Below are 20,029 nucleotides of genomic sequence, written 5' to 3'. Positions count from 1 at the left end.
GGCCCTGTCGCCAAGGCCAGCCAGTGAAATCTCATGCTGCGAAAAGTTCTTGCTGTGCTGGTTGTGGTGCGCAGCGCTGGAGGCCTGCTCTTACCGCCGATTCCAGCAACTCGGCGTCTTGCTCCAGCTCTGGGCAACCCTCTGGAACAAGACCAGCCGCGCGGCGAATCTCAGCGGCGCGACTCTGCAGCGCCGGGATCACGATGGAGCGCATGTTGCCGACCGTGCGGCGATCAAGGCTGCATTCCCGGCAAAGCCAGATGTAGTCGAGGATGAATTTCGGCATGTCGTCTCTCCGGTTGTTTTCCCAATGCACCCGTCACCAGGTGCATCAGTGAAAAATTCCGCTGATCCTTCGGCGCTACTGGCGCGGTACAGATCTATTCAAATTGTTCCTCCAGCCGCGGGCCTTTCGGCTTGTTCTCCCGCTGGATAACTGCTTTCGACGTTTTACGCTGCACGCCCGGGTCAGTTGCCAACCCTCTGAACCGTTGAGGCCGGTTCATCGCTGCCTTTGAATCTGGGCCGGTGGTGATCCGGCAAGGGGTGTCGCTAAAGAGCGGCGGGTCTCTTGAGGCCCTTCGCAGTGACTGTGTGTCGCTGCGGTGGAAGAAATATAGGCAAGCCCATATTTTGTGTCAATGGGTATTCCCATAAAATTTGAGTCTCCCGTATTTCTGGTCGCAAAAAAGCCCGCGCTTGGCGGGCTTCCGATGACGCTCGCGCTATCTACACCGCATGTTGTTCCAAGTCAGAGCCGCAGTATCGGCACTTCTTGGCGGCGGCCTTGATGGTTTCCGCGCAGAACGGGCACTCCTTGTTCGCGGCAGCGGCAGCAAGATCCTCGGCGTAAGTTGTAGTCTCGACCGGACGGGCAGTGTAGATGGCGGGCTTGTTGAGTGCCCAGATGAAAGCCACAACCCAGCCGATAAAAGTCCAGCCGGCGAGGAGGTTTAGCGCGAAGATCGGCGTGGCCTTGGGGTGCTCGCCAACAGCGCAAATTGTCGGGTAGAAGTACAGCGCGATCGCGCTGGGAAAGAAAACGATACTTGCGACCATTGCAAAGCCGTTGGTGCCGCTCCCGATCAGGTAGCTGACCAGGCAAACAATCCCGAGCAGAATCAGGCCTACGATCTTCATTGGATCCCTCCATCAATTGAGCTCAGATTTTACCATTCGTGGCTGTGCGCCACCATTGGCGTGAGCGGGAGAGGGCATGAAAAAGCCCGGCGCTAGGCCGGGCTCGTTTGGCAAATAGAGCTAGTGACATCTTCAAGCCGCCAAGTCCCCTTTGCTCAAGCTTTTCTTCATTGAAGCCTTCATCACTTCCATCTGCTCTCCCAGCTCATCGAGCTTCGCTTTACCCAAAAGCTTTTTGGCTTGAGGAAACATTTCAGTCTCTTCTTCTTCGATGTGATGCTCCAGAAGCTCTTTTACGACTTTTACGCGACCGGCGAACTCCGGGGTAGACGGATCAGTGCCTTTCAGGTCTGGCAGCACCAGAGAATCCACCGTGCGATGCTCTTCCTTCGCCTCGTAGTACATCTCGTCCTGCTCCTTACCACCGGCCTCTTTGAATGCGGTGTAGAGGATCTGCTCTTCCAGCTGGGTGTGGATGGTGATCTCCATCTCCAGCTTATCGAGCAGCTCGACGCGTTTTTTCAGAGCGCGGTCAGTGGATTCGCTCAGTTGGCTCAGGATGCCCTTTACTTTTTCGTGGTCGGCTTTGAGAAGGTCAATAGCGTTCATTTTTGTATGCCTCATCTATCACAGGTTAGCGTCAGCAGCTCTCCGGCTGCGGTTCACGTTCTCCCAGTAGTAAGCGCATCTTCTGTGCCAACCGCCCGAAAGTAAAAGACTCAACGATTTCAAGCATTTCGCAGAGCTGATGGCGAGGTGAGGGCATGCACTCTGCACGGATACCGGTTTATCCGCCTTGCAGAAGACGGTTATCGCGCGCAAAAAAAAGCCCGCCAAAGGGGAGGCGGGCTATTAAATAATGAGGAGTTATGAGCATAGTCGGTGCTAGGTTTTTTTCCCGGTCCATCAGCGAGAGTACATAGCCCACCAGAATACATGCCCAAGTATCGAGATCTGCTGCTCTTGGATCTGCTGGAACGTGTAGTCCTCGTCCGGGTGCTCGTCACGGTTGAAGCTACGCAGGCGGATTCCGATCGGGATCCGGTAGACCTGCTTCACGCGGAGCTGGCCGTTGTGGTTTATGGCGTACATCTCGCCGTCGACGATATCGCTCAGGGAGTTTTTCCCCACGTTCACGCCTACAGTGGCGCCGTCGCGCAGCACGGGCATCATGCTGTTCCCGCCAACCTTCACGCATTTCGCATTGCTGAACTGAACGCCGTTGTGGCGCAGGTCTTTCTTGAAGAAGCGCAGCCGCGAGCTGTCGCATTCCTCGATCGCAAACTTTCCGGATCCGGCTGCCAGCTCCACCTCATGGAGGAAAGGGACGTAGACCTCGTCATCATCGAGTGGGGTTTCGTCATCCCAGGTTTCGATGGTGCCAAGTTTCACGCTGGGCTGGATGCGTTCAGCCTGATGATCAGGCACACCCTTGAGCATGTCACCGACACCTTCAGCCAGCCACATCGGGGACACGCCACATACAGAGGCGATCTGAGCTGCGAAGGCGGTAGCCTTCGATTTCCCCCTCTCCAAATCGGAGATCGAGGTTTGCGTGAGTCCGGCGCGCTCAGCAAGCTCAGTCTGATTGAGCTTGGCGTGGCGGCGGGCGGTTTTGAGTCGGTCTTTGAATTCCATCCGTGAAGTATTACGGGCGCTCCCATACTCTTGCAAATCGGTATTCCCATAACCTACTATATGGGTATTCCCGTATGGAGGGGCATCATGAACGCAATTTACAAGGGCCTCGTTGACTACTTCGGCACCCAGGAGGCCACCGCTGAAAAGCTCAAGGTTGATCAGAGTACCGTTTCCGGTTGGGTTCGGGGGAAGCACGGCATGTCTCCGGTTATTGCCAAACGAGCGGAGGCGCTGACCGAAGGTGCTTTCAAAAAAGAAAACCTGTGCCCGTCGTTTCCTTGGGCCGAGATGGTCGCCTAAGCGACATCCCTGTCCGCCAATCCGTTGAAGCAAGATTAGAAGAGAGCAGTCCCCATGGAAACGTCCAGTCCAAGACATAGCGCCCAAACCCGTGACCAAGTGCTGGTGGCGCATGCGGCAAACCAGATCGCCCGAACCAGCTTGAGTCAGGACGATTTCGCGCAATCGCTGAGCCGTGAGCTGCACCTGTCGATTCCTGAGCGCGCCAAGAAGAAGGAAGTTCCGGACTTCAATTCGCCAGAGCTGACCGGAGACGTGAGCGAGTTTGTGAAGGCGACCGGTCGCTGGCTGAAGCGTGTACAGCGCTGGCTCTCCGGGGATCAGGAGATGCCGTCTTGGCTGGAGGAGTCTTGGGTAAACGCTCTGGAGCCTGAGTTTCGCGACAACTGCATCAATGAGCTGGCCGGCCGCCACGGACTGACCGGCGCTCGCCAGATGCAGAGCGACCAATGTGCCAACAAAAGCTTTGGTGCGCTGATCCGCGCACTGGGCGATGTGATCGATACCGGCAGCGAAGTCTTTGATGACCAGGTGATGTGCGAAGAGGACCTGCCGCATCTTCCGGCGTTCGCCGAGCAGTGCCGTCAGGTCGAAGCGCGGGCAGGGGAGCTTGGCCGGAAGGCTGAAGCACTGATCGCAAAACACCGACCGAATTTGAAGCTTGCCTGAATCCCGGGCACAAAAAAGCCGGGATTGCGCCCCGGCTAATTCATTAACACTTGATGAGGCCGATTATGCATAGCCAACCCATCTCAAGCAATACCCCCGACAGTGTCGCGACACGTTTTTCGAATTCTGAAAACGTGTCGCGTACCACGATGTCCTCCCGCGAGATTGCCGATCTGGTCGACTCGCGCCATGACAAGGTCAAACAATCCATCGAGCGCCTAGTAGAGCGCGGTGTAGTTGTCCAACCCCCAATGGGGGATGAACAATTCCGCGACTCGCTGGGCCGCCCACGGACCGAATCCGTCTACCACGTCGGCAAGCGCGACAGCTTCGTTGTTGTTGCCCAGCTCAGTCCCGAGTTCACCGCCGCGCTGGTGGATCGCTGGCAGGAGTTGGAAGGGCAGATTGCCCAACCCCGTGAACTGTCCCGCATGGACCTCATCCAGCTCGCCTTCGAGGCTGAGCAGCAGCGACTGCAACTGACCATCCAGGTCGAAGCGCAGGCCTCAAAAATCCACTCCATGGAGAACCTGTTCAAGGAGGGGATGACCCATACCCAATTCTGCAAGGGCCTCAATGGGGTCAACGTCATGCAGGTTGGCAAATTCCTCGAAGGCCGGAACTGGCTCTACAACGAGAGCAAATCCGGCCTGCGCTTTCGTGTGGCGTCCTACGCCCGCGACAAGTACATGACCGAGCATCAGCACGAAGTCACTCCCCACGGCCGCGAGCCGTTCGTTTCCTTCACCCCTGTTCTGCTCAAGAAGGGCGCCGTGCGCCTCTACGACCTGTACCTGGCCGGCGAGCTGCCAATGAAGAAGACCTGGGACGGGCTTTTCACCCACGACAAAGCACTGAGGGCCGCGTAATGGCCGGGGACTGGATCAAAATGCGAATCGACCTTCAGACACATCCGAAAGTTTTCCGCATGGTGTCCGCATTGAAAGCGGACAGACTGCGGATCATCGGCGGACTGCACATTGCATGGAGCATCTTCGACACCCATTCCGATGATGGCGTGCTGCACGGTTACAGCGTCGATGCGATGGACGCTGTGGTGGGCTGGCCAGGCTTTACCCAAGCCATGATCGAGGTGGAATGGGCGTCCGTGCAGGACGACGGAAGCCTTGTAATGCCTCGCTTTGACGAGCACAACGGTGCCAGTGCAAAGCGCCGAGCCAACGACAGCGAGCGCAAGCGCAACGACCGCAAAAACAACTCTGTCCGCAATGTGTCCGTAAGCGATGCGGACAAAACGCGGACCAGAGAAGAGAAGAGAAGAGAAGAGAAGAAAGAGCAAGATCAAAAGCATGGTGCTGGCGCACCGGCGAAGTCTGCCAAGTTCGATCCGCTCACTGCCAAGCCCGAGAACGTCTCGGAAAAGGCTTGGGCCGACTGGTGCCAGCACCGCAAGGAAATCCGCAAGCCGCTGACCGCCAAGAGCTGCGAGCAGCAGGCCAAGGCTTTGCTGGGGCACGCCGCGCCGGATCAGGTGCTTGCCACCTCGATCTCCAACGGCTGGACAGGCATCTTCCCGGACAAGGTCGCCAGCAATGTGCACCCGTTTCCGAAATCCCGGCACACCGGCTTCGCTGAACGCGATTACACGTCCGGCCTGAAACAGCGAGAGGACGGCAGCTATGCGCTCTGAGCCAGTCCAAGCAACTCCAGAACTGCCGCCGGGCACTCGAATCCAGCCAGCCGAGTGCGAAACCCACGGTGCCTACGACCAGAAGGTCTACGCGGTACTGGGCCGAGAGCTGAAAAGCAACTGCCCAGAATGCAGCCGTATCGCCCGCGAGAAGTCCGAAGCCGCCGAGCAGGCGAACAAGGCGATGGAGCTGCGCATGTCCCTCGCTCGCAAGCTGGGCGACGCACTGATCCCGAAACGTTTCACCACTCGCACCCTGGGCAACTACCAGGCCGAGAATGACGGCCAGCGCAAAGCACTCCGGTTCTGCCAGCACTACGTTCAGATCTTTGACGAGATCCTGAAGACCGGTCGCTGCATGGTGCTGATCGGCAAACCGGGTACCGGAAAGACACACCTCGGCGCCGGCATGGCCAACGAACTGCTGCACAACACGTCGCGCACGGCCGTGTACCGCACTGTCGGCGCAATCCTTCAGGCAATCCGCTCCACGTACGACAAGCACAGCGAACGCACCGAGGCAGAGATCCTGTCGAGCCTGATCGACCCCGATCTGCTGGTGCTGGACGAAGTCGGTGTGAGCAAGGAGCAGCCGAGCGACTTCGAACTGACGACCCTGTTCGCAATCATCAACGGCCGGTACGAGCAGGAGCGCCCAACGGTGGTGATCTCCAACCTCGATGCGCACCAGCTTCCGGGCGCGATGGGCGAGCGTTGTGTCGACCGTCTGCGCGAGGGCGGAATGATCGTGGTCCCGTTCGAATGGGAATCTCAGCGCGGCAAGGAGGGGTTTTGATATGACCAAACATAATTGCGTCGAGCCTGATTTCGCAGCAGAGAGCGTGAAATTCCAGAAGCACGCCGCCGAGCAGGGTATGTGCTTGGAAAGGCTACCAGGTGGTTTTTACGTGGAGCAGAAAACCCAGAGCGCGTGGGCTTCATGGATCCGGCAGGCGGCTATGGATGGCTACACCGAGCTGAAACGTGCCGCCGAGGCCTGCAAAGATTCGCTCTCTCTCCGGTACATGGAGAGCGACGGATCGCTCTACATTCGCAATGACCACGGCATCGTGTTTGATGTGCACCAGAACCGGTCCTTTCTGGAAATCATGGAAACCAACAAGGCTTACGCCGACCTGGTCCTGGCCGCTCGACCTTCAGCGGTGCTGTCCTTGATCGCCGAGATCGAGGCCCTGAAGGGTCCGCATGACTGGCTGGCGGAAGACCTGATCAAAGAGTTGGTCGACAAAGCCCAGTCATTTCAGGAAAACGCCTGCGAAGAAGGGGAAGACCCCTTCGTGGTTGTTCTTCTCGCTGCCGCGTCCCGCATCCGTAGGCAAGAAGTGAACATCGACCGGATCAAGGCCAGCTTCAAAAACTTCCACCGCAGCCTCTGCGAGCGCTTCGGTTACTTCCACGACGAGGCCGACTGGCAGCGTGATCAGGTGTCGCTGGAAGAACACATCGCCACCCAGTTCAGCCACGTCAGCTCAGAGAATACGGCGCTGCGCAGCCAGGTAGAGACGTTGCAGCGTGGTGCGGGCCAGTTGCAGGAAGAGACCGAGTCGCTTCGCAAGGATCTGGAATCACACAAGCGCATGCTTCTGGCGGCTGCTTGTGACATGGGCGCGATCGGTGAAGCGCTCAAGGCAAATATGGACGATGACGGCGATGCATTGCTCGGCACGGTCATCGACCTGAAAGCGCAGAACACCCGAATGCTGGAATGGCTCAAGGACATCAGCCGGACATCTGGCGACAAAGGTGCCGTCATTGGCGCGCGCCAATTGCTCAAGGAGTTCGGGCAATGACCGAGTTCGCAATCCGTAGCCAGCGCGACATCAGCCGCCTCATGGGTGTCCTGCACGCCACCGACTTCACCAAACCCAAGATCGTCGTCATCAAGGACGAGAAGCGCCCTGACGTCTGCAATCGCAAGATGTGGGCAATGCTCAAGGACGTGTCCGAGCAGGTCATCTGGCACGGCAAAAAACTGACCAGTGAGGACTGGAAGTGCCTTTTCAGCGCCTCGCTGGAGAAACAGCGCGCTGAGCCCGGCCTCGACGGTGGTTTCGTCGTGATGGCCGTATCGACCCGCAAGCAGTCGCAGAAGTGGTTCAGTGATCTGTTCGAGCTGATGCATGCCTTCGGCGCCGAGCATGACGTGCGCTGGACCGAGCAGGACAAGTGGGGAGGGCGGTACTGATGCGCGTAGCCATCAAGGAAAAGAAGGCGCCCAAGCCGAAGAAATGCCGTGTTGCCTCCTGCGGGGCCTCATTCGTCCCTCAGCGTTTGGGTCAGGCAGTGTGCAGCCCAGCCTGCGCGCTGAAGGACGCGCCCCGGAATGAGCAGAAAGCGAAGAAGGCAATTGCTCAGCGTGATCGCCGCGAGATCAAAGTCCGCAAAGAAAAACTGAAGACCAGGGCTGACCACCTGCGCGAAGCCCAGGCGGCGGTGAACGAATACGTCCGCCTGCGTGATGCGCACCTGCCGTGCATCAGCTGCGACTCGATGCCGAACGACAACGACCTCATGACCGGCAGTCGATGGGACGCCGGCCACTACCGATCCGTCGGCGCCTGCCCAGAGCTGCGCTTCGAGCCGCTGAACATCCACCGCCAGTGCGTGAAGTGCAACCGCAACCTGTCCGGCAACGCGGTCGAGTACCGCATCCGGTTGGTGCAGCGCATCGGCGCCGACAAGGTGGCTTGGATCGAAGGGCCTCATCAGCCCCAGAAGCTTACCGTCGAAGAAATCAAAACCATCAAGGCCGAATACCGAGCCAAGACCCGCGAACTGAAGAGGGCTGTAGCATGATCTATCCAAGCGTTCTGAACGCAGTTGTCTCCGCCCTCGCGGCTGAGGCCATCGACAACACCAGCAAACAGGCATGGCAGAAGCTGTACAACTCTGCCGACGAAGAGGAGGGCGGCGATCTGGCGACACTGGTCCGTTCCCGTGGCGCCGACACCATCGACCGCACGCAGGTGGACTGCTGGGTGTCTGCCAGGCTGCACAGTGCGCTCGATCCGAAGCACTGGGATGCGCTTGTGGCGAAGTACAGCACCCACAAGGGACGCAAGGTGCAAGCGATCTCAGCGTTGCAGACCCTCATCAACACTCCGGCCCCGAAGCTGTTCCTGTTCAAGGCGACCACTGCCTGGGCTATCCCGCAGCTGAAGGGGGCGCGGCCGAAGGTGGCCACGTCCGTATCCGTCGAGATCCCGCTCGATGCACCGAAGTGGCGTCGCGAAGCAGTGGTGAAGGCGGCTCTGGCGGCAGGCCAGGCCAAGGCGAGGGGAGACGAGTCCCGATCAGCCGACATGATCGTGCTGAAGGACAGCTTCTACGACATGAACACCTGGGATAACGACGGCACCCCGGAGTCGACTCGACGCCGGTGGCGACAGGATATCGGCAAGGCTGCTGACGTCTTGGTCGACGAGGCTCTGGCGCACGCTGCCGACATTCTGGAGGTGGAAGGTTTGCTGATTGAACAAGCTGCATGATTGCCTGTTGACATCAGTGAGCGGATGAGCGAAATTAATCCCATCCTGTCATTCCTGCGCGTATCGAGGAGTGACAAACGAAACCCGGCCACCGCGCCGGGTTTTTTATTGCCCAAATGCAGGCGAAAGACCGGAAAGACCCTCCTGCTCAATCGACGTTCGAGGATCTACCGATGACCCACATCACCCGCTGCAAAATGACTCTTCGCTCCAAAGGGCCTGTTCAGGGCTCGACGGAATCACTGACCCGCCTGCACTTCGGTGCTGTGTGGTCGGCCAATCCGGCGGAGGAAGATGCGATCTACGGCAAGTACACGCCATACGGTGAATACACCGTGAACGTGGCCGCCGACCGCGCCGAGCATTTCGAAGAAGGGAAGGACTACTACTTCGATATCTCACCAGCTTTCTGATTCACCTGTAGCCAGGGCAGCCCTCGGGAAGGCCTGGACGTCGATAGCCGGATAGTGCGACGTACGGAATCAACACCGGCAGCCCGCGCACCCTGACCTCACAATGCTGCAGGGTGGCGCGAGACTGGATCAGCGAGATCGATGCATAGGGGCGTCGACGCTGTGATAGCCTTCGGCGGACAGGAGGGGAAAGACCCTCGAATCATGCGGGTGAATGCGCAGGCTGATGCGTTCAGCCCTCGAAGGTAGTTGGCCAAACCGACTGAGCGAAGGCTCTCGGGCCTGCTGAAATGCAGGCAGCCAACCCAAGCAGGAGTTCAGCACCTGCCACCCGCACCTATTCAGGGCCTCTGCACTTGCAGGGGCCTTTTCGTTTCTTCATGCCCACGGAGTCGAGCGCATGGATTTTTTGCACCGCCTGCTCGACAGATTGGATCTGCTGATCGCCGGCCTGTTCGGCGTCATCGTCGCCAGTTGGTGGCACAAGGACGATCTGACCGATTGGCGCGCCTGGCTGATCTTCCTCACCACTGGAGTGGCCTGCGCCCTGTACCTGACCGGTATGGTCAGTGCGTACCTTGGCGTAACCGAGCCGAACATCGTCGCCGGTGTCGGCTTCCTGCTGGGCACATTCGGCGGATCGCTGCTCGCAGCCATCAACCGGGCCATCAAAGCCGCTGACCTCTGGGCGCTCATTCGCCAGCGGTTCGGGGGAGGCAATCCATGAATCTTGAACTGATCAACTCTATCGCCTGCGGCTTGATTGCCTTGTGGGCGACCTGGTGTGTTCTGAGCGGTCGAGTGCGGGACGGCGTCATCGGCAAGATGATCTATTCGGCGATCGCAATCAGCGGGTTTGTGGTGATGAGCCGCAACCAGAACATTTTCATCATCGGCCCAACCACTGCCGGGATCACGCTGCACGTCTCACTGGCCTTGGCCGGTATGCGCCACATCTTCATGGTCATCTGGTGGCAGCGGGTGAAAGCCTGGCTTTGCCGGACGCTGAGTTGTGAACACTGTCTGCGTTGTGACAAGGCGCCGGGCGGGATCGAACGTCGATCCAAGTAAGTCGCGACACGTATCGCGAATCAGCAAATTGTGTCGCGACACCAAAAGGAGAGAGCCATGAAATTCCGCAAGAAGCCTGTTGTGATTGACGCCATTCGGTATGACGGGACCCAAGACAGCAACCGAGAGATCATTGAGTGGGCCAAGGGCAGCTCAACGCCGGCCCTGATGGATACTGTGGTGGGGAGTTGTTCACCTCGGCACCCGGAAGGCTTTGATTATCCGGCGCTGAAGATCAACACGCTCGAAGGTCTGATGATTGTGAATTCTGGGGATTGGGTTATCCGCGGCGTTGCGGGCGAGTTCTACCCATGCAAGCCAGAGATCTTCGAGGCGACTTACGAGGCAGCCTAATGGCCAACGTCACCCGCCTGCGCCACGCGCTCCCTCTGAGCCAGGATATCAACAAGACCCTGACCGAACTGGATAGCGCGATCGCCAAGGCCATCGACGCGGCCAAGGCTGCCGGTCTACCTCAAGGACTGATCGTCGCCGAGCTGCACGGGCACGCCCACGCGCAGACCCACAACATGGTGAAGGCATGACCGCAGAAATCCATGACATCGCCGATCGGCGACCGCACCTGACGGTAGCGGCTGATGACGGTGTACATGTGCTGCCTTGTGATCTGGTGCGATCAGTGATCGCCGGCGACAAGCCATCCGCCATCCTGACCGAGCCAGTAGTGCGCCGGATCATTGAAGAGTGGTTCCAGAAGGTGACGGCATGACGACCATTGCCTACAAAGACGGCGTGATCGCCTATGACTCTCGCGTCACTCGCGGTTCTCTCATCGACCACGATGACTACGAAAAGCTCATCCATAGGAATGGCCATCAGTTCCTGATCACGGGTTGCGGGGCGGACTTTGCCGCCCTGATGGATGAGTTTTTCGGCGTGAAGACCAGCGATAAGCCGCTCGACGCGAACGGGCTGGTCGTCACCAATGGCAGGCTTTGCCAGATCGGTCGTGACGCCGAGAGTGGATTCTGGTTGGACGAGGTATGGATGGAGCGTCCGTTTGCTATCGGTAGCGGACGCGACTTCGCACTCGCTGCGATGGATATGGGCGCAACAGCCAAGGAGGCTGTCGAGGCGGCGGCGAAGCGTGATGTTTACACCGGCGGCACGATCCGCACACTGATCATTGACGAGGGAAGGGCTGATGCAAAGACCGCTCCCCCCGGCGTCACTGCTTGAGCTGTCCGACCTTTCCGACTTCGGCATTCGCCTGACTCCTGCTCCAGAAGTGTGGGAATGGCTCCAAGCCGAGATCCTTGCCGACACCGGCAGCATCCATAACGAAGACCACGCCCATCTGATCGATGCGGACATTCGTGTGATGTGGGCATCTGCAGCCTTCACGAAGAAGGGGCGAACGGTTGTAGGGCAGGCTGAGCAGGTGGCGTTCCGCGCTGGCGGCTGGCAGAAGGCGCGGATGGAACAGCAGATGCTGGATTGGTTCGGCGACGTGCCGGCCTACATCATCACCCTGGCTGCCGACTACTGCGCTCAGTGCAGCGACGCTGACTTCTGCGCACTGGTGGAGCATGAGCTGTATCACATTGCTCAGGCGACCGATCAGTACGGCGCACCCAAGTTCACCCAGGAGGGATTGCCCAAGCTTGAGATGCGCGGACACGACGTTGAAGAGTTCGTCGGTGTGGTGCGTCGGTATGGGGCGAGCCCTCAAGTGCAAGAGCTGGTGGACGCTGCAAACAAGCCTGCTGAGGTAGGGAAAATGAACATATCGAGGGCCTGCGGAACCTGTCTGCTCAAGTCGGCCTGATTCTGGACAGGCTCTGGACGGATGAAAATCTATGGCAGCCCTTCAAAACGACGTGAAGGCCTTTATCGTTCAGGCCTTGGCGTGCTTCGACACGCCGTCACAGGTTGTTGAAGCCGTCCAAAAGGAATACGGGATAACGGTGACTCGCCAACAGGTAGAGACTCACGATCCCACAAAGACATCAGGAAAAGGCCTGGCCAAGCGCTGGGTGACGATGTTTGAAGATGCCCGCAAGCGCTTCCGCGAAGAAACCGCCGAGATCCCGATCGCGAACCGTGCCTACCGCCTGCGCGCCATGAACCGGTTCGTGGAGAAGGCGGAGACGATGAAGAACATCGGCCTGGCCATGCAGATCCTCGAACAGGCCGCGAAGGAAACCGGTGACGTGTATGTCAATCGGCGCATAGAGCCTGACAAGACGCTTGATGAAGAGATCAAGGTCCTTGAGATCGAGAAGCGCAAAGCCGAACTCAAGCTAATAGAGAAGGGTGGCGGCAACTCCAACGCCCAGCTTCTGGCTGATCTGATTGCGAGGCTGCCTTCATGATTGCCAATACCGGCAACCTATTGCTTGATCGCCAGTTGGCGCGCTGGTATCCGCTCAAGGATCACCCGGTGCAGCTCGCACTGGTTGCTGCTGTCGCGGAAGGCATTCGTTTCCCGTTGGTTCCTGCAGGTCGCCGGAGCGGTAAGACCGAGCGGTTCAAGCGCTTCCTGGTGAAGCAGGCATCCGCCTACACCGGCATGTACTTCGCCGCTGCGCCGACGCACGCGCAAGCCAAGAAGATTTTCTGGGATGACCTCAAGGCTTTCACGCTGAGCTGCATGCACAGTCGCCGGCCTTCTGAGTCTGACCTGATCATCTACTTGGACAACGGTAGCGAGATCCACGTCATCGGGTTGGACAAGCCGCAACGTATCGAGGGCATCCCTTGGACTGGCGGCGGTATCGACGAATTCGCCGACATCAAACCGGATGCCTGGGAGGCCAACATTCTCCCAGCGTTGAACACCGTCAACCCAACCATGCCGGATTACCGAGCCTGGTGCTGGCTGCTCGGCGTTCCGGACGGTCTGAACCACTATTACGACCTGTGCATGCAGGCTGAGTCGGGCAGTGATCCGAACTTCCGGGTGTTCCATTGGAAGTCGGCCGAGATCCTGCCGCCCGATGTGATGGACGCGATGAAGCGGGCCATGTCGGCCAAGCAGTTCAAGCAAGAATTTGAAGCCTCGTTCGAAACAGCGTCTGGCCGGATCTACGAGGACTACAGCAAGGCGAACATCACGAATGCTGCCATTGAGCCGCATGAGCAACTGATGTGGATGCACGACCAGAACTTCACACCTCTGTCATCCGCGATCGGTGTCAGGCGCAACGACGGCAAAGACCTTTATCTGCTGGACGAGATCGTGCTGATCAGCGCGGTATCGAAGCAGTCGGCTGCTGAGTTCGTGGACAAATTCAAGGACCACAAGAACAAGCACGTCCTGATCTATGGTGACCCCGCGGGCAAGGCCGGCGAAAAGCACGGCCACGCATCCGACTACACCGACATCGAGGGCGTGCTGAAGGCCAATGGCTGGACGTACACGCGCAAGGTCAAGCCGGCGCACCCATCCATCAAGGATCGGCAGAACGCCGTACGGGCGAAGATCCTGACCGCGTCAGGCGAAACAAGCCTGTTCATCAACCCGGTTACCGCGCCCTGGTGCCACAAGGGCTTGAGTACGGTTCAGCTTCAAATGGGTTCGACCTTCCAGGAAGACCAGAAAAACGACTATCAGCACATCACCACGGCGATTGGCTATTGCATCGACGTTGAGTGGCCGTGCATCAAACGCACAGGCGGAACACGCCGAATTGGAGGCTTGGCCTGATGCCAGTGCAATCGACAAACCCCGACTACGACGCGCACATCGCCGAGTGGGAGATGATGGATGACGCGCTCGAGGGTGAGTGCGCCGTCAAGCGCAATGAGCGCAACCTGCCCAAGCCGAGCGGCATGGTCGAAGCTGAAAAGCTCGACGCTGCCGGTAACAAATACCTTTACGCGAACTACACGGCCCGCGCTCAGTACGAACACTGGGTGCGCGACTCACTGCGCTCGATGATGGGGTTGGTGTCTCGGTTGATCCCGGAGATCGAGCTGCCCGCCGGTTTGAAAGGGCTGGAGGACAACGCCACAGCGGACGGCTTCGGCCTGAAGCAGCTGTTCTTCCGCATGGTGCGCCAGGCTATCTCGCACGGGCGGGTGCCGCTGGTGGTGAACATCGACGCGGGCGGCGAGCCGTATTTCTCGACGTATGCCACGCGCAATGCCATCAACTGGGACACCGCTGATCAGGGCGGCCGGCAGGATCTGGTCCTTTCGGTGTTCCGCGAGTTCCGCAAGAAGGGCGGCGATCGCTACAGCCACGACTGCGACACTGTTTTCCGTGAGTTCTTCATGAAAGACAGTGTTTGCCACACTGCGGTGCGTAATGAGGGCGGCGAGCTCGTCGAGGGCGAGAAACCCTTGGGCACCACCGGCACGGACAACCGGCTGGTCAAAGGTTTGCCGTACCTTCCGGTGATCTACTGCGGCTCGACCGACAACTCGCCGGACGTCGACGAGGTGCCGCTACTGACCATGGCGCGGGCCGCGTTGAAGTCGTATCAGCTGAGTGCCGACTACTTCACCGCGCTGCACCAAACCAGCCATCCGCAGCCGTGGGTATCCGGCCTCGATGACTCCGTAGAGCTCAGCGTGACGGGGCCATCAGCGGCATGGGATCTTGGCCCCAACGGAAAGTGCGGCTATCTGGAATTCCAAGGCGCCGGCGTCGAGGCTGTTCGCAAGGCCATGGATAACCAGAAAAACGCCGCGCTTGAGGCAGGCGCCAAGGTCATGGATGTCGGCGGCACTGAGTCGGGCGAGGCGCGCAAGACACGCCAGAACGATCAGCACGCCACGCTGCACAGCATTGTCATCACGGTGGCAGAGGCGGTGGAGCAAGGCCTGCGATATGCCGCTGAGTGGAAGGGCTACGACCCCAAGCAGGTGAAGTTCAAGGTAAGTCCTGAGTTCGTGACCTCGGTGGTCGACGCTCAGGTGCTCGCCGAGCTGCTGAAAGGTGTGATGGCCGGGACGATCAGCGCCGATACCTACTGGCAGTACCTCACCACCGGCAAGCTACCGGACCGCCCATACGAAGACGAAGCCGACCTGATCAGCGATGAGCGCGAGTCGGCCGGCATCAACCTGGACAAAGAAGATGCCATCGACAAACCAGGCGCAGGCGGACAGCCAACTGCTGGAGCAGACGACCCGTCACTCGGTAATGCTGGAGCGGCTTAAGGCTGGCGAGGTCAAAAAGTTCGAGAGGTACCTGCGCCAGGTCGACAAGCTGGTGCGCGAGCAATTGACCCGCAAGGAGCTGACCACCTACAGCCGGGATCGCCTTGAGCAGTTTCTGGCCCGGGTGGACGGCAAGCTGTTGAGCATCTACAAGGCCTATGGCGATCTGGTGCAGGCCGATCTGGTCGATATCGCGCTGTACGAGTCGACCTTCGAGGCCAAAAGCCTGAGCAACGCGCTGTCAATTGACGCGGTCGTGCCGACTAACGCCGTGATCCGCGCGGCGGTGTTCTCCTATCCGCTGCAGGTGAAGGGAATCGATGGCGGCAAGCTGCTGAAGAGCTTCGTCAGTGGCTGGACGCGGACTGAGACGATGCGGGTCACGAACACTATCCGGCTTGGCTTCGGCCAAGGCCAGACCAACGCTCAGATCATCCAGGCTATCCGCGGCACCGCGGCGCAGAACTTCACGGACGGCATCTTGGCGGTGAGTAACCGCAACGCCGCCTCTGTGGTGCAGACTGCGATCCAGCATGTGGCCACCACGGCGCGGATGGAAACGCTGAAGGCCAACAGTGACGTGGTGCTGGGCTACCGCTGGGTGTCGACACTCGACCGCAAGACCTCACAGCAGTGCAAGGGCCTGGACGGCATGCGCTTCGATTTGGGCAAGGGGCCGCTGCCGCCGGCGCACATCAACTGCCGGTCAACCACAGTACCGACAACCCGGCTTTCGGAGTTGTTCGCCAAGGACGCCACGCGCGCTTCGGTGGGCGAAAACGGCGGGGCGCAGGTCGATGCTAACCTGAACTATTACGAGTGGCTGGCAACGCAACCCGCCAGCTTTCAAGACCATGCGCTTGGCCCGGTGCGGGCCAAGTTGTTCCGCGATGGCGGTCTGACTCCCGAGAAGTTCGCCAAACTGCAGCTCGACAAGTCGTTCAAGCCGCTGACCTTGGCGCAACTGAAAGATGTGGAGCCTGACATGTTCACCCGAGCAGGCGTTACACTCGGCGCTCAACCAAGTTGAGATGGCACATGCAGATCATCGTTGAGGACGGGAAGGGCAGGCCGGACGCTAATAGCTTCGTGCCTCTGGAGAAGCTGACCTTCTACCGCGACTACTACGGGTTCAGGATCCCTGCAGCTGAGGCCGATCAGGTCGAACTGCTGCTGCGCGCCGCAGCCGATATCAACGCTCGTCAATGGAAGGGCAGCAAGGCCAATCCCGATCAGGCTATGGCTTGGCCCCGGCGTGACTGCAAGATCGAATACCATACGCTCTCCGAGTCATTCGTGCCCTTTGAGCTTGAGTGGGGCCAGGTAAGGCTGGCGGTCGAGCTGTACGCCGCCGAGCAGGGCTTCCAGCTCGAAGAGCCAACTCACTGCACTGAACCAAACGGCCGGCGCACACGGTTGAACCGCGATACGCCCGGATTGCGCATGCGCCCGCCGCCATATGCCCCGAGCAGGACGCAGTTCGCTGATTACCTGGTCATGCGCGGGCTTTCGATAGTCCGGTAAGCCACAGAATTCACACCAAGCCGCCCAATGGGCGGTTTTTTTATGCCCGTCAGGCGGGCCAACCAATCCCCAGGGGATACCCATGCCATTTGAATTTGACCCGGCCGCCGCTGGCCTCACCCTCGACGCAACTCAAGCCGCAGCCCTCCAGGAGGCGCTTGGCGGAAAGGTTCAGGAGTATCTGGACAAGGAAGTAAACGGGCTCAAGTCCAAGAATCAGGAATTGCTGGGTTCTAACCGAACCATCAAGACCGAACTGGACAAGCTGAAAGGTCAATTCGAAGGCCTGGACCTCGACGCGGTGAAGGGCTTGCTCGCAAAGGTCGGTCAGGACGAAGAAACGAAGCTGATCGCCGAGGGCAAGATCGACGAGGTGATCAATCGCCGCACCGAACGCCTGCGCACCGACTCCGAGAAGCAAATCAAAGCCGCCAATGAGCGCGCCGACAAGGCCGAAGCCTTTGCTGCCAAGTACAGCGACAAGGTGCTGGCCGATTCCATCCGCGCTGCTGCCATCAAGGCCGGCGCGCTCCCTGAGGCTGCCGAGGACATCATCTTGCGCGCCCGGGGCACTTTCAAACTCAGTGAAGACGGCGAGGCAATTGCCACCGACCGTGACGGCGAGGTCGTTTACGGGAAGGACGGGAAAACCCCACTGTCGCCGCTCGAATGGGCGGAATCGCTGCGTGAAACAGCAACACACCTGTGGCCAAGGGCTCAGGGTGCCGGTCCGACCGGCGATCAAGGTGGCAAGGCCACGAAGAAATGGGGCGAGTACACCGAGCAGGAGCGCGCCGCGCTGGCCCGGGACAACCCCGACGCATTCAAAAAACTCCAGGCCACCAAAGGAACCTAATCCATGGCAACTACCCAACTGACCGATATCTTCGTCGGCGATTACTACGCCTCCCTGGCGCCGGTTAACAGCCCGGAAAAGACCGCTGTTTACGAGTCGGGCATCGTGACTCGTTCGCCTGTGCTGGACGCGATCGCCTCCGGCAGCCAAGGCACCGCCGAGATCAGCTACTGGCAGGATCTCAACGCCGATGAAGCCCCGAACATCAGCAACGATGACCCGAACGACCAGGGTGAAGTAGGCAAGGTCGAGCAGGACAGCATGCGTGCTCGCGTTCTGTACCTGAACAAAGGCTACGGCGTAACGGATTTGACTGCGGAGCTGGCCAACACCGAGCCACAGCAGCAGATCCGCAACCGCTTCGGCACCTACTGGACCCGGCAGTGGCAGCGTTACACTCTGGGTGCCGCTCGCGGCATCATCGCCTCGAACATCGCCAATAACGGCGGTGACATGGTCATCGACGCGGGCGCGACCATCAACGCCAATGCCTTTCAGGATGCCGCGTTTACCGCCGGCGATGCTGCTGATCAGTTCGGCGCGATCGGTGTGCACTCGGTTGTGATGAACCAGATGGTCAAGCAAGACCTGATCGAGTACCTGCGCGACTCCGACGGCAAGATCATCCTGGCCACCTACCTGGGAAAACCCGTGTTCATGGACGACGGCCTGGTCTACGGCGCTGGCAAATACCTGTCCGTGTTCTTCGGCCAAGGCGCTTTCGGCTACGGCGAAGGTGCTCCGAAGGTGCCGGTCGAGCTGGAGCGTAAGCCAGGTGGCGGCAACGGCGGCGGTGCGGAAGTGCTGTGGGAGCGGAAGACCTACATCCTCCAGCCTGCTGGTTTCAGCTGGAAGGGTTCTGAAGCCCAGAACGCCAGCCCGACCGCGACCCAGTACGCCGCCGCGGCCAACTGGCAGCGCGTGTTCAGCCGCAAGCAGGTCCCATTCGCCGCCGTGATCAGCGGTACCACCACGCCGTAACTCGGCCCACATAACCTGGCGCCCGTGTGGCGCCGGGATGCTTTTGAGGTGACTTATGAAAGTGATCTACACGGACAAGCCGGGCAATGAGCGCGGCGTCTGCTACCGCCGGTTGAGCGAATTCTTCGGTGTCATCGGCTCCGCTACCGAGGTAGTCGTCGATGGCGATGCCCCGGATATCGTCGATGCCTACCAAGCGGCCGGCATCAAGGTATCCGACGGCAATGAGCAGGAAGCTCCGGAAACCGACCCTCTCAAAATGAAGGTTCCCCAGCTGAAAGAATGGCTGACTGAGAAGGGCGTCACCTTCGATCCGACCGCCAAGAAAGAAGACCTGCAGGCCTTGGTGCCGGCGGAATAAGGACAAGCACATGACCGACTTCATCACCGTCGCCGATGTTGACGCTCAGCTCGGTCCTGGCTGGGCCGGCACCGGTGATCCGGTCTTTGCCGTGACCATGGCCAATGCCTGGCTCACGACCAAGATTAAGCGGGCCGTTCAAGATCCGATTCCGAACGAGATCAAAGCGGCCGGCGCTCAGGTTGCCAAAGAGGCAGCGGCGGGCAAGCTGTACACGTCCACGCAGAAAGAAGTGCAGAGCAAGACCGTATCGGCTCAGTCCGGCACGTCGGTGAGCAAGACCTACGTGGCGGGCTCTACCGATCAGTCAGCGGGTGTGAATTACGCTCTGGCGCTGCTCCACCCGTGGATCAAGCGCTCCGGTGTAATGATGCTCAAGAGGACCTGACCATGGGCATGCGTGAAGAGATTCAGGCCGAAATGGCGGAAGCGTTCGATGATCCTAATGGCCTTGCCGACGCGGTGAAGCCAGTGACAGGTGTGCGCAAGGTTGCAGGCGAGTATGACCCTGACCTGGGCGGCGAGACGCCGGAGACCACCATCACGTATACGGGGCGCGGTGTCTTCGGAAGCTATTTGTCCAAGGAAATCGACGGCTCCCTGATCCAAACCACCGACAAGAAATTGCTGGTGCTGCAAAACGAGCTATTCGTTTCGGAAGCGGGTGTGCCGACGGCGGCGCCGGCTGCACCAGCCATCGGCGATATCGTCAATGGCCTGCGGTTAATGAACGTGTCTGCGGATCCTGTGGGGGCAACATGGACGGCACAACTGAGGAAATGA

Annotated in this window: 31 protein-coding genes; 27 read left to right on the top strand and 4 right to left on the bottom strand. The window is 59.4% G+C overall.

Translation table 11 applies throughout. The features are described 5' to 3' along the window. Positions 1–31: 31 nt before the first annotated feature. The 4 genes from M0814_RS25660 to M0814_RS25645 form a co-directional block, all read right to left on the bottom strand. Positions 32–286 (bottom strand): hypothetical protein, encoded by a 255-nt coding sequence (locus M0814_RS25660; RefSeq protein ID WP_103486736.1) that lies wholly within the window; start codon positions 284–286, stop codon positions 32–34. Between the two features lie 443 nt (positions 287–729). Continuing rightward, positions 730–1,140, bottom strand: coding sequence for a superinfection immunity protein (locus tag M0814_RS25655; RefSeq protein WP_247868532.1), 411 nt, complete (start codon positions 1,138–1,140; stop codon positions 730–732). 132 nt (positions 1,141–1,272) lie between these two features. Then, entirely contained in the window at positions 1,273–1,749 is a 477-nt protein-coding gene (locus tag M0814_RS25650; RefSeq protein WP_103486535.1) for a hemerythrin domain-containing protein, read from the bottom strand. A gap of 297 nt (positions 1,750–2,046) precedes the next feature. After that, a complete protein-coding gene (locus M0814_RS25645) occupies positions 2,047–2,778 on the bottom strand; it encodes a helix-turn-helix transcriptional regulator (protein ID WP_103486536.1) in 732 nt (243 codons plus the stop codon). A gap of 87 nt (positions 2,779–2,865) precedes the next feature. Here M0814_RS25645 and M0814_RS25640 point away from each other — a divergent pair, with 87 nt between their 5' ends. The 27 genes from M0814_RS25640 (at position 2,866) to M0814_RS25510 (ending at position 20,029) form a co-directional block, all read left to right on the top strand. Next, the gene (locus M0814_RS25640) at positions 2,866–3,081 is read left to right on the top strand and encodes a YdaS family helix-turn-helix protein (RefSeq protein WP_103486537.1); all 216 of its coding nucleotides are present in this window, start codon (positions 2,866–2,868) and stop codon (positions 3,079–3,081) included. Between the two features lie 54 nt (positions 3,082–3,135). Next, positions 3,136–3,750, top strand: coding sequence for a hypothetical protein (locus M0814_RS25635; RefSeq protein WP_103486538.1), 615 nt, complete (start codon positions 3,136–3,138; stop codon positions 3,748–3,750). A 65-nt stretch (positions 3,751–3,815) separates the two neighbouring features. Continuing rightward, on the top strand, positions 3,816–4,619 hold the full coding sequence (locus tag M0814_RS25630) for a Rha family transcriptional regulator (RefSeq protein ID WP_247868531.1): 804 nt from the start codon (positions 3,816–3,818) through the stop codon (positions 4,617–4,619). Beyond that, positions 4,619–5,401, top strand: coding sequence for a DNA replication domain protein (locus M0814_RS25625; protein ID WP_112997867.1), 783 nt, complete (start codon positions 4,619–4,621; stop codon positions 5,399–5,401). Before M0814_RS25630 ends, M0814_RS25625 begins: the two co-directional genes overlap by 1 nt. Next, a complete protein-coding gene (locus M0814_RS25620; protein WP_112997868.1) occupies positions 5,391–6,197 on the top strand; it encodes an ATP-binding protein in 807 nt (268 codons plus the stop codon). The genes M0814_RS25625 and M0814_RS25620 overlap by 11 nt, the downstream gene beginning before the upstream one ends. A 1-nt stretch (position 6,198) precedes the next feature. Then, positions 6,199–7,212, top strand: a complete 1,014-nt coding sequence (locus tag M0814_RS25615; protein ID WP_146774724.1) for a hypothetical protein — start codon at positions 6,199–6,201, stop codon at positions 7,210–7,212. After that, positions 7,209–7,607, top strand: coding sequence for a recombination protein NinB (locus M0814_RS25610; RefSeq protein ID WP_103486694.1), 399 nt, complete (start codon positions 7,209–7,211; stop codon positions 7,605–7,607). The genes M0814_RS25615 and M0814_RS25610 overlap by 4 nt, the downstream gene beginning before the upstream one ends. Next, positions 7,607–8,218, top strand: a complete 612-nt coding sequence (locus M0814_RS25605; RefSeq protein WP_097090024.1) for a recombination protein NinG — start codon at positions 7,607–7,609, stop codon at positions 8,216–8,218. The genes M0814_RS25610 and M0814_RS25605 overlap by 1 nt, the downstream gene beginning before the upstream one ends. Next, positions 8,215–8,910, top strand: a complete 696-nt coding sequence (locus M0814_RS25600) for a hypothetical protein (protein ID WP_112997869.1) — start codon at positions 8,215–8,217, stop codon at positions 8,908–8,910. Before M0814_RS25605 ends, M0814_RS25600 begins: the two co-directional genes overlap by 4 nt. 173 nt (positions 8,911–9,083) lie before the next feature. Beyond that, a complete protein-coding gene (locus M0814_RS25595; RefSeq protein ID WP_103486202.1) occupies positions 9,084–9,323 on the top strand; it encodes a hypothetical protein in 240 nt (79 codons plus the stop codon). A 400-nt stretch (positions 9,324–9,723) separates the two neighbouring features. Beyond that, on the top strand, positions 9,724–10,050 hold the full coding sequence (locus tag M0814_RS25590) for an MFS transporter (protein WP_112997870.1): 327 nt from the start codon (positions 9,724–9,726) through the stop codon (positions 10,048–10,050). Further along, positions 10,047–10,394 carry a hypothetical protein gene (locus M0814_RS25585; RefSeq protein WP_112997871.1) on the top strand — a complete coding sequence of 116 codons (348 nt, stop codon included), beginning with the start codon at positions 10,047–10,049 and terminating at the stop codon, positions 10,392–10,394. Before M0814_RS25590 ends, M0814_RS25585 begins: the two co-directional genes overlap by 4 nt. 57 nt (positions 10,395–10,451) lie before the next feature. Further along, positions 10,452–10,748, top strand: coding sequence for a hypothetical protein (locus tag M0814_RS25580; RefSeq protein WP_103485011.1), 297 nt, complete (start codon positions 10,452–10,454; stop codon positions 10,746–10,748). Next, on the top strand, positions 10,748–10,939 hold the full coding sequence (locus tag M0814_RS25575) for a hypothetical protein (protein WP_103485010.1): 192 nt from the start codon (positions 10,748–10,750) through the stop codon (positions 10,937–10,939). Before M0814_RS25580 ends, M0814_RS25575 begins: the two co-directional genes overlap by 1 nt. After that, positions 10,936–11,124, top strand: a complete 189-nt coding sequence (locus M0814_RS25570; protein WP_103485009.1) for a hypothetical protein — start codon at positions 10,936–10,938, stop codon at positions 11,122–11,124. Before M0814_RS25575 ends, M0814_RS25570 begins: the two co-directional genes overlap by 4 nt. Further along, complete coding sequence (locus M0814_RS25565; protein WP_103485008.1) at positions 11,121–11,594, top strand: proteasome subunit beta; 474 nt, start codon at positions 11,121–11,123, stop codon at positions 11,592–11,594. Before M0814_RS25570 ends, M0814_RS25565 begins: the two co-directional genes overlap by 4 nt. Beyond that, positions 11,560–12,183, top strand: coding sequence for a putative metallopeptidase (locus tag M0814_RS25560; RefSeq protein ID WP_103485007.1), 624 nt, complete (start codon positions 11,560–11,562; stop codon positions 12,181–12,183). The genes M0814_RS25565 and M0814_RS25560 overlap by 35 nt, the downstream gene beginning before the upstream one ends. A 31-nt stretch (positions 12,184–12,214) precedes the next feature. Further along, the gene (locus M0814_RS25555; RefSeq protein WP_247868530.1) at positions 12,215–12,730 is read left to right on the top strand and encodes a DUF2280 domain-containing protein; all 516 of its coding nucleotides are present in this window, start codon (positions 12,215–12,217) and stop codon (positions 12,728–12,730) included. Further along, a complete protein-coding gene (locus tag M0814_RS25550) occupies positions 12,727–14,064 on the top strand; it encodes a terminase family protein (RefSeq protein WP_103485006.1) in 1,338 nt (445 codons plus the stop codon). Before M0814_RS25555 ends, M0814_RS25550 begins: the two co-directional genes overlap by 4 nt. Continuing rightward, positions 14,064–15,524: a DUF4055 domain-containing protein gene (locus M0814_RS25545; RefSeq protein WP_103485005.1), complete on the top strand. Its 1,461-nt coding sequence runs from the start codon at positions 14,064–14,066 to the stop codon at positions 15,522–15,524. The genes M0814_RS25550 and M0814_RS25545 overlap by 1 nt, the downstream gene beginning before the upstream one ends. After that, positions 15,442–16,554, top strand: a complete 1,113-nt coding sequence (locus tag M0814_RS25540) for a minor capsid protein (protein ID WP_177434779.1) — start codon at positions 15,442–15,444, stop codon at positions 16,552–16,554. Before M0814_RS25545 ends, M0814_RS25540 begins: the two co-directional genes overlap by 83 nt. Positions 16,555–16,562: 8 nt before the next feature. Then, entirely contained in the window at positions 16,563–17,048 is a 486-nt protein-coding gene (locus M0814_RS25535) for a DnaT-like ssDNA-binding protein (protein WP_103485003.1), read from the top strand. Positions 17,049–17,130: 82 nt separating this feature from the next. Beyond that, the gene (locus M0814_RS25530; RefSeq protein ID WP_103485002.1) at positions 17,131–17,904 is read left to right on the top strand and encodes a hypothetical protein; all 774 of its coding nucleotides are present in this window, start codon (positions 17,131–17,133) and stop codon (positions 17,902–17,904) included. Between the two features lie 3 nt (positions 17,905–17,907). After that, positions 17,908–18,885: a major capsid protein gene (locus tag M0814_RS25525; RefSeq protein WP_103485001.1), complete on the top strand. Its 978-nt coding sequence runs from the start codon at positions 17,908–17,910 to the stop codon at positions 18,883–18,885. Positions 18,886–18,940: 55 nt separating this feature from the next. Beyond that, positions 18,941–19,246, top strand: a complete 306-nt coding sequence (locus M0814_RS25520; protein ID WP_103485000.1) for a HeH/LEM domain-containing protein — start codon at positions 18,941–18,943, stop codon at positions 19,244–19,246. 10 nt (positions 19,247–19,256) lie between these two features. Next, positions 19,257–19,634, top strand: a complete 378-nt coding sequence (locus M0814_RS25515; protein WP_103484999.1) for a hypothetical protein — start codon at positions 19,257–19,259, stop codon at positions 19,632–19,634. A gap of 2 nt (positions 19,635–19,636) precedes the next feature. After that, on the top strand, positions 19,637–20,029 hold the full coding sequence (locus M0814_RS25510; RefSeq protein ID WP_103484998.1) for a hypothetical protein: 393 nt from the start codon (positions 19,637–19,639) through the stop codon (positions 20,027–20,029).

Origin of the sequence: Pseudomonas sp. MWU12-2020 (genome assembly GCF_023100605.1) — a bacterium.
GTDB classification, from domain to species: Bacteria; Pseudomonadota; Gammaproteobacteria; order Pseudomonadales; family Pseudomonadaceae; genus Aquipseudomonas; species Aquipseudomonas fluorescens_H.
Note: the sequence above shows the minus strand (reverse complement) of the source record. Positions and strands in the feature narration are given on the sequence as shown.